Below are 9,287 nucleotides of genomic sequence, written 5' to 3' on the forward strand. Positions count from 1 at the left end.
ATTTTATTTTAATTCTGGCCACATTCCTTTATTAGCCTCAATTAAAGCATCTAATACTTTACGAGCTTTTTTACCATCATTGATTAAACGATTTAAAGTAAATGCCATTAATGCTTTTTGATATGAATTTTCAAAATAAGCATCAACAATTAATTTTTCACAAGAAACTTGGTTTACTAACAATCCTAAATAAAATTGTGGAATATTACCTACACGCATTGGTCTTGGTCCATTAATTCCTAATTCACAAACGACTTCAACCATAGCATCATCCTGCATATTAGCGATTGCTCCATTGTTTTCAACAATTAAAATATGACGAGTATTTTTATTATATGCGATTGCTTCAGCTACATTGATCATCATTTCTGCATGGGCATCACTAATATCATCGAATTTATCACCTAAAACACCCGCAGCTATAACTTCACGACATTCATCAAAAACTCGTTTTTCACGTCCTGCCATTACTTCGTCAGCTCTAGTAAAATTAGGATCTAAATGTGCTGCTTTATAATCTGGATATAAATAATATTGATCATATGTGTTTGGTAAAAAATCTGGAAAATCATTCATTAAAGTTTCAACCATACCATAAGTATCCAACCAAGATTGATCTCTTTGTTCCGCATCTTGTGGTAAGAAGCCATTTTTCTTAATTAATTCTCTCAATTTTGGTAATAAATCTTCCCCTGTTTTAATATCGTATATATTAGTAAACCAGCCATAATGATTTAAACCAAAATATACAGGATCTAAATTTTCCCAATCACAACCTAATAAACGACTGCATGAACGAACAACATTTTCTGGTTGATCACAAATATTTAAAATTTTCTTATCATCAGGAAATTCTCTTCTTAATGCTTCAGCTACAATAGCAGCTGGATTTGAATAATTTAAGATCCAAGCTTCAGGTGCATAATTACGAATATCATGAACTGCTTTGATCATATCAACACATGATCTAAGTCCATAAGCCATTCCTCCTGCTCCACATGTTTCTTGTCCAATTAATCCCATGCTTAAAGGAATATGTTCATCTTTAGCACGCATTGGTAATCCCCCTGCACGCATTTGCATAAACACAAAATCCATTCCTTCATATGCTTCTTTAATATCAGTTGTATATGAGAAATCTAATTCAGGAAATTGTTCTTTAAATAAAATTTTTCCAAATTCACCAATTGGTTCTTGGCGCTCTGCATCAATATCAAATAAAACTAATTTTTTTAATGGGAACTGTTCTTTCATACGACAGAATGATTTTAAAAAACCTAATGTAAAGGTACTTCCTCCTCCAACAATACAAACACTATATTTTTTCATTTTTGTTTATCTCTCTTTCTACTTTTTCTGCTTTACTTTGATGGCCTATCAAGTACATATTTACTATCTCATAACACATTTATTTAAACAATACTTTGGCCTTGTTTGGGAATGAAAGCCCTAACTTGTTATTTGTGACATTAAATGTTATTTTTTTCAAATAATTATAATATATTTCAAAAAATAACTTTATTCATAAGTAAAAATTTAATTTTTAGACCATTTTGGTCTTTTTTTATTTGATAACACTATTTTGGTTTGATATAATCTAAGTGGGGATATTGACCTCTCCCAAAATTAATATCCCCTAATCACATATTTTCTGTAATCAAAATAGTAAAGAACCTCGTTATATTCACGAGGTTCTTTACTTAATAATATAAAAGTATACTAAACAAGCAATAATGAAACTATTAACGGAATTGTAAAGACACTGACCAGAGTAGTAATAAAGATACTTTTTGCTGCTAATTCAACATCTCCACCATATTCTTTAGCAAAAAGAACTGCACTATTAGCGACCGGCATTGCCAAATTAACCAAAGTAATTCCTTGAATCAATGGATCTTTGATAAAATATGCAATGATTGGAAAAACAGCAATTGGTAAAATAACTTGTTTAACAATCGTAAAGTAGTATAATCTTAATTCTGTGAACAACTCTTTAACTTTAATATTAGCTAAGGTTGCCCCAATGATCATCATTGCTAATGGTGTTGTCATGTCCCCAACCATACCACATGAATTAGCAATTACATCAGGAATTGGAATTTCTAAAAAATAAATAAATATTGCAATAATTGAAGCAACTACTCCGGGTGAAAGTAAATTTTTAGGATTTAATTTCATTTTTACATCATTCCCATAATTAATTAAAATAACGCCTAAAGTAAATACTTCTAAATTAAAAAGGATATTAAATAAAGCAGTATAAAAAACTGCGTCATTACCAAACAAGGCTTTCATAATTGGATATCCCATAAATCCAGTATTAGAAAAAATTGTCATAAACATGTATAATCCTTTTTGGTGCATTGGAATTCGCATTAATTTAACTAAAACAAAACTGATGACCGGTAAGGCCACATACACTGCTGTAGCAATTGCTAAAGTATAAATGACCATACTCTTTTCACTAATCGATGTTGTACAAACAGATGAAAAAATAAGTGCTGGTGTAGTAATTGAAATAACAATAAAATTTAGTTTCGTATTTAATTCATCATTTAATATTTTCTTTTTTTGCATAAAATAACCAAGTCCAATAATTAAAAATAATTGAATCATTTGGTTAATAACTACCATAATATCCATGATAATCCCCCAATCTTTCATTGATAGAATCATACCACGATATTAATTAGTTTAGAATGATATTTGCAAATAATGAAAAAGACAATCACGAATATTAATAAATTTTATTGTATAATACTAGCAAGCTAAATTATAATGAATATTAATTGTAATAAAACAATAAGAAGGAGATACTATGGAAAGTATAAAAAATGATAAAAATAAGGTAAATACCAAAGAAGAAGACGAATTGGGTGAATTAGCATCTGGAATTCTTGAAATAATGGTTGATGGCTATGGATTTTTAAGACCTAAAAATTATACTCAAGAAAGTCGTGATATTTACATTTCCCAATCACAGATAAGACGCTTTAATTTAAAAAATGGCGATGAAATAGTTGGTCATGCACGTAATTCTAAAAATGGTGAACGATATAATGCACTTATGCGAGTTGATTTAGTTAACGGACAAAATCCAGATCAAGCAAAAAAAAGAATTGCTTTTGAATTTTTAACACCGATTTATCCTAATGAAAGAGTATATTTAGGTAAAGATAATGAACAATTATCAATGCGTCTAATTGACTTAATTTCTCCAATTGGAAAAGGTCAACGAGGAATTATTGTTGCACCACCAAAAGCTGGAAAAACGACATTACTAAAAGATATTGCTTTATCTGTATCAAAAAATTATCCAAACATCAAGATATTTATCTTACTTATTGATGAACGACCTGAAGAAGTAACCGATATTAAAGAAGCATTGGATGCTGATAATGTTGAAGTTATCTACTCTACTTTTGATGAAAAATCAGAAAGTCATATCAAAGTTGCACAAACTACCCTTGAACGAGCTAAACGCTTAACAGAACAAGGATATGATACAATGATCTTGTTAGACAGCTTAACACGATTAACTAGAGCAAATAATTTAACTGTTACCCCTTCAGGAAGGACCTTATCAGGTGGTCTAGATCCTGCATCATTTTATTTTCCTAAACGCTTATTTGGAGCTGCAAGAAATACACGTGAAGGTGGTAGTCTAACTATCTTAGCTACTGCTTTAATAGAAACAGGAAGTCGGATGGATGATATGGTTTATGAAGAATTTAAAGGTACTGGAAATATGGAACTAGTACTAAGCCGTAAATTACAAGAAAAGAGAATTTTTCCCGCGATTGACGTACAAAAATCCGGTACTCGTCGAGAAGATTTATTATTGAGCAAAGATGAATATGAAGCAATGCAAATAATTCGAAAATCTTTAGATCAAACTACGATCGAACAAGCAACTGATTCATTATTAAATATGTTTGAAAAAACTAAAGATAATGAAGTATTAATAAAAAATATTTTAGTTTCAACAAAACATCAAAAATAATATAGTTAGTTTTAGTTATTTACTTCTACATACTAACACACTTCTTTGAAATAATGAATTTCTGCTAAATCTGGTTGTGCAAGTATTAAGCTAACCAGATTTATTTATTTTTAATCTTATTTATTACCATAATACTAATTATACTAAAAAACGTAGCCTCATCATGATTCATTAGCTTTACTATTTCCTATAATTTTATTCTACTCTTGTTAAATAAAAAAAATCAAAACATTTATAACAATGTTTTAACTTTTGTGCAATTTATTTTGCTGATAATAGTAGTATGATAAAACAGTTGCTAAAAGGAAAGCAACAAAACCAAAAATAAATGGTAAGCGAGGATTAAATGTATAAAAGAAACCAGCCATCAAGGCACCTATAATTCCACCCAATGATTTTATCGCGTTGTAAAATCCCATTACAATACTACTATTAGTATCATTAGAACGGCTAGCTACTAAATCTTGAGTCACTGGTATAATGATTGCGTTCAATGCAAAGAAAATTATATTCATCACAATAAATATAATTATATTATTTGTTGCTAAAACCCCTAACATCGTAACACTACTCAACAATAAAATCAGCATTGACGATCTAGAAACATTAGTATTCTTAATGATCCATAAACAAATCGTACCATTAGCAACTAAAGAAATAATTCCAATTGCAGCCTTGATAATTCCATTATAACCTGATGTTAAATTATAAATATCTTTGATATAATAATTAAAACTTTGTTCAAAAGCAGTAAAACCAAGAAATGCAAGGCAGCAGATCGTAAACATAATTAAATATTTTTTATCTATAAATACTTTTGCTTGTTTAAATGAATTAAAAGGGTTTGCTTGTTTTATGAGCAAAGCAACTTTTTGTTTGACTGGTGAAACAACATCATTTTCACAAAAAAGATAAAAGAAAATACCACAGCTAGCTAAAGTAGCTGCTTGAACTGCAAAGGTTAAATCAATTGAGATTTCCCCAAGCATCCCCCCTATAAAATAACCAAAAGCAGCACAAACACTTGCAACTGTTGCTAAAACAGTTAGATTTTGACCCCTTTTTTCAGGTGGTGTAACATTAACGACATAGGTTAAAAAACTTACATAAGAACCTCCTGTAAAAACGCCTGAAAACATTCTTGCAAATATCACACTATTTTGTGAATTTGCTTGCCAAAACAAAACTTGACCAACTGCGTAACCAATACTACAGATCAACATCGTTGTTTTACTGTTAATTTGTTCATTTAATTTTCCCCAAAATGGTGAAAATAAAAAATTTAATCCCATCATTGCCCCAAATGCAACACCAAACATATAATCTCCCAGTTGAAGATTTTTTATTACTGTTGGAGTAATTGGATGAGCATAATTAGCGGCTAAATTAAAAAGTCCATTAATAATAAAGAACATTAATAATTTATTTTTATTCATCTTATCACCTACTTATTATATTGATTATAATTGAAAGAAAAATAGATAGCAATAATTCTTGCTATCTATTTTAATAACTTTTCTTTATATAGATTAATTTTATAATTCACTGTCTCAATATTCTTTTCCAACTCTTGTTGCTGCAATAATAATATTTCTTTCTGTTTCAAAAAAATTTCATATCGTTGATTAATCGTATTGTCACCTTCTTGACACAACTCAATATAATTTTTTATATATGCTATCGTCATTCCCGTTTTACGCATACACATAATTATGTCTAACCACGATAGATCATCATCATCATAAACTCTTTGATTGCTTTGATTCTTTTTTATTTTAGGTAGTAATCCTTCTTTTTCATAATATCTAAGTGTTGAAGCACTTAGATTGTACTTTTTAGTTACTTCTTTAATTGTATATTCCATTGGTCTCTTCCTTAACTTCTTCAATCATTTTCTTTAATTTATTAATTAAACAGCAGCATTCATATTGTTTATTAATTACCAAATCTTGATGAAATTCTAGAATATCCAGCAAAGTCATTTCTTCATCAATCAATTCTAAGATATCACTACTATTATATCCCATAGTAATCAATGTTTTGATTAGTGATATGACTGCTTGATCCCGGTAATTAAAGTTTGACGTTGTGGCGATTATTTTATTTTTTTGAAGTAGCAATAAAAGTTCTTGATTAATAACTATTTTATCCATGAAGTCGTCCTCCTAAGTTAAGCATACTACTTAAACCTAACTATAGGGCAAGCATTATTTAAATTATTTTTTCATACAATTCAAATAAGCCAAGATCAGAACCCCTAAAATCAAGATTTATTGCTCCCACATATGTATAACCACAACGCTCATATAGCTTGATTGCCGGCACATTGCCTTTACGAACATCTAAACGAATTGTTTTTACCCCATTATTTTTAGCTAATTCATCAGCATATTCTAATAATTTTTGAGCTATTTTTAATCCTTTAAATTGTGGATGAACAGCTAAAGTATGAATTACATAAACTTCATGATCTTGTGCATCTATCTTCCAAGCTGCTAATTGATAATTTTCTTCTTGGACATGATTAATAACAATACTCCCCACTATTTGATCATTTTGCCGCATTACATATAATTCTTTTTTTTCTATTCCAAAAATTGCTTCATCACGAGTTGGATAAATTCCTTTTTTCCAGCCAGGATAATTTACATTGGCTAGTAAATCGTCTACAACTGCTCCATATAACGCTTCGATCTCATTTACATCAGTTGCCCTTGCTAATTCTATATTCATCTTCATATCACTCCTTAAAGAAAAAACACATGATAACATGTGTCTAATCTACATATGAAATAACCATATGTCTATTTTTTCCTTCACCATGACTTTCTGTCTTAATATGTTCAAATCTAGAAAGTTCTTGATGCATTACTTTACGTTCATCAGCAGGCATTGGATCAAGCTTGATTTCAGCTTTCGTGCGCAATACTTGTTTTCCAAAACGTTTAGCCATTGATGCTACTTTTTTATAACGGTCTTCTTTATATCCGTTAATATCAACGCTAATTTCAAATCTTTTCTTAAAGGTATTGCTTACGGCATTTTTAACAATAAAGTTAATTGCACGTAGAATAACTCCAGCTTTTCCAATTAAGATAGAATTATTACTAGTATTAATATTACAGTAAATACGACCATCTTGTAGATAAGAAACTGTTTCCACTTCAAATCCCATATCTCCAATAAAACGACGAATATAACTTTCAATATATTCTTGGATCATTGGAATTGTATAACACTCAATTTCAGCTTTTTTAGTAAATAAAGTTTTTGTCTCACTAATTACTTCATAATTTAATTCATCAATTGTTACACCTAGTTCTTGACATGCTGTATTTACAGCATCTTGAACTGTTCTTGCCGTATATCTTTTCATATTTTCACCTACTTTTTATTTAGAAAATTAGTAGTTGTTGATTCAACTTCCTTTTTTGCTTTCTCAATATGGAATAATTGAATATATACTGTTCTTATGATATTAATAACATTTGTTGTAATCCAGTACAACGACATTGCTGCAGGCATTGTAGCAGCTAAGTAAACAATGAAGATCGTCATTACATTGTTCATTGTATTCATCGACTTCATTTGTTGACTAGGACGATATTTTGGTGAGCGTTTTGCCATTATTTGAGTAATTTGCATTGCAAAGAATTGTGTTCCTGCAACTAAAACCAATAAAACAATATACGCAATATCCAAATCCATAATATGGCTGATTGGCTTAGCCCCTAAATTAATTCCAAAAATATATGTAGAATATAATATATCAATTCTTTGTACTGCTTGCCACATTGCAAACATGATTGGTAATGTAAGGAATGTTGCAAATGATCCAAACATACTTACATTATTCTTTTTATATAAATTTTGAATCTCTGCATTTTGACGCATTTGTGAAGCTTGATCTTTACGCCCTTTATACTTACGTTGAATCTTTTCCATCTCTGGTTGTAATAATTGCATTTTTTGCGTTGAGACGGTTGATTTGATCATAATAGGTAAAGTGATAATATTAACGATAATTGTAACCCCAATTACCCCAAAAGCTACATTTCCTACATAATCATTAATGAATAAGATTCCTTTAGCTAAAGGAATTACAAAGATAAAATCAAACCACCCTGCATCAAATGACCAAGGAGTTGAACTTGTAATTGCCCTAGAAGCAATTAATTTACCGTTTGCATCAAGATTTTGTGCACATCCTGTCAAGATAGCAACTAAGAAAACTAAACAAAATACTTTTAAGATTTTTTTAGTCTTGTTATCTAACACCATTTATTTTTCCATCCTTTTTAATATTTTTTTATATAAATATTTTAGCTCATTTAGATTAGAATTGAAATCTAAATCTAAATATTTATTTCTAATAATAACTATATAATCATAATTATCATCGAAATTAATTGTTTGTTGAAGCATCATTCTGACTTGACGCTTAATTTTGTTACGAATTACTGCTTTTCCAAGTTTTTTGCTTACTGATATCCCAATTCGAGCATGATCTAAATCATTTTTTAGGTAATATATAATGAAAGAACGATTAGCCATACTTTGTTTTTTCTTAATAATACGGCTAAAATCTTCATTTTTTCGTACTCTAAATTCTTTTTTCATAAATTTTTAGAAAAAAAACCCACCGTAAAGTGGATTTTTCTTAAGCAGATAAGACTTTTCTTCCTCTTTTACGGCGACGTGCAAGTACTTTTCTTCCTCCTACAGTAGCCATTCTAGCTCTAAAACCATGAGTTTTTGATCTTTTTCTCTTATTTGGTTGATATGTTCTTTTCATTAATTACACCTCCAAAATTTTTTATACTTTTATACAAATAACATATGCCTCACCATTTTATATGAAAAAGCTCGTTAAGTCAATGAAATTACGGGAAAAAGTATAATTAGGAAAATCTAACATTTTACAAATCTCACAAAATAATGTGAATTTTAAAAAATCTTTTTAGACAAATTTATTAATTCAGATTTATTAAAATAGTTTATATTGTACAAAAGTCACATTAAATTGTGCTTTTCTTTTTGCTATTAAGAATAAAAAAACCTTAATTTATAAGGATTTTCTTGATTTTCGATAAAAAGTAACATTATTTTGTGACTTCTTTCTCGACGAATCTTGCTAATTAATCATAAATTAACCTAAACTTCACACAACTTATGCACAAAGTCATACCCTTATTTTTTACTATGTGAATAAATGTGAAAAACTCTCAAAGTGCTTGGAATAACAAATATGCTATTGTGAGTTTATTATGAACAGTAGTTTCTA

11 protein-coding genes are annotated in these 9,287 nt (G+C 29.2%); 1 reads left to right on the plus strand and 10 read right to left on the minus strand.

Annotated features, from left to right (window positions below; genetic code table 11):
• Positions 1-3: 3 nt before the first annotated feature.
• Positions 4-1,329: a 6-phospho-alpha-glucosidase gene (locus tag EYR00_RS15455; protein ID WP_003535543.1), complete on the minus strand. Its 1,326-nt coding sequence runs from the start codon at positions 1,327-1,329 to the stop codon at positions 4-6.
• A gap of 390 nt (positions 1,330-1,719) precedes the next feature.
• Complete coding sequence (locus EYR00_RS15460; protein WP_008792550.1) at positions 1,720-2,643, minus strand: AEC family transporter; 924 nt, start codon at positions 2,641-2,643, stop codon at positions 1,720-1,722.
• 175 nt (positions 2,644-2,818) lie between these two features.
• Here EYR00_RS15460 and rho point away from each other — a divergent pair, with 175 nt between their 5' ends.
• The gene (rho, locus tag EYR00_RS15465; protein ID WP_003535540.1) at positions 2,819-4,003 is read left to right on the plus strand and encodes a transcription termination factor Rho; all 1,185 of its coding nucleotides are present in this window, start codon (positions 2,819-2,821) and stop codon (positions 4,001-4,003) included.
• Positions 4,004-4,248: 245 nt separating this feature from the next.
• Here rho and EYR00_RS15470 read toward each other — a convergent pair whose 3' ends face one another.
• The 8 genes from EYR00_RS15470 to rpmH all read right to left on the minus strand — a co-directional run bounded on the left by EYR00_RS15470 (position 4,249) and on the right by rpmH (position 8,798).
• Positions 4,249-5,439, minus strand: coding sequence for an MFS transporter (locus tag EYR00_RS15470; RefSeq protein WP_003535538.1), 1,191 nt, complete (start codon positions 5,437-5,439; stop codon positions 4,249-4,251).
• A 65-nt stretch (positions 5,440-5,504) separates the two neighbouring features.
• Positions 5,505-5,867, minus strand: a complete 363-nt coding sequence (locus tag EYR00_RS15475; RefSeq protein ID WP_003535536.1) for a MerR family transcriptional regulator — start codon at positions 5,865-5,867, stop codon at positions 5,505-5,507.
• Positions 5,851-6,156 (minus strand): hypothetical protein, encoded by a 306-nt coding sequence (locus EYR00_RS15480; protein ID WP_003535534.1) that lies wholly within the window; start codon positions 6,154-6,156, stop codon positions 5,851-5,853. Before EYR00_RS15480 ends, EYR00_RS15475 begins: the two co-directional genes overlap by 17 nt.
• 58 nt (positions 6,157-6,214) lie before the next feature.
• Positions 6,215-6,736 (minus strand): GNAT family N-acetyltransferase, encoded by a 522-nt coding sequence (locus EYR00_RS15485; RefSeq protein WP_003535532.1) that lies wholly within the window; start codon positions 6,734-6,736, stop codon positions 6,215-6,217.
• A 43-nt stretch (positions 6,737-6,779) separates the two neighbouring features.
• Entirely contained in the window at positions 6,780-7,379 is a 600-nt protein-coding gene (gene jag / locus EYR00_RS15490; RefSeq protein WP_003535530.1) for an RNA-binding cell elongation regulator Jag/EloR, read from the minus strand.
• 8 nt (positions 7,380-7,387) lie between these two features.
• A complete protein-coding gene (locus EYR00_RS15495; RefSeq protein ID WP_003535528.1) occupies positions 7,388-8,284 on the minus strand; it encodes a YidC/Oxa1 family membrane protein insertase in 897 nt (298 codons plus the stop codon).
• On the minus strand, positions 8,285-8,623 hold the full coding sequence (gene rnpA, locus EYR00_RS15500; RefSeq protein ID WP_003535526.1) for a ribonuclease P protein component: 339 nt from the start codon (positions 8,621-8,623) through the stop codon (positions 8,285-8,287).
• A 40-nt stretch (positions 8,624-8,663) separates the two neighbouring features.
• Positions 8,664-8,798, minus strand: coding sequence for a 50S ribosomal protein L34 (gene rpmH, locus EYR00_RS15505; protein WP_003535525.1), 135 nt, complete (start codon positions 8,796-8,798; stop codon positions 8,664-8,666).
• Positions 8,799-9,287: the final 489 nt, after the last annotated feature.

This window comes from Thomasclavelia ramosa DSM 1402 (genome assembly GCF_014131695.1).
Lineage (GTDB): Bacteria > Bacillota_I > Bacilli_A > Erysipelotrichales > Coprobacillaceae > Thomasclavelia > Thomasclavelia ramosa.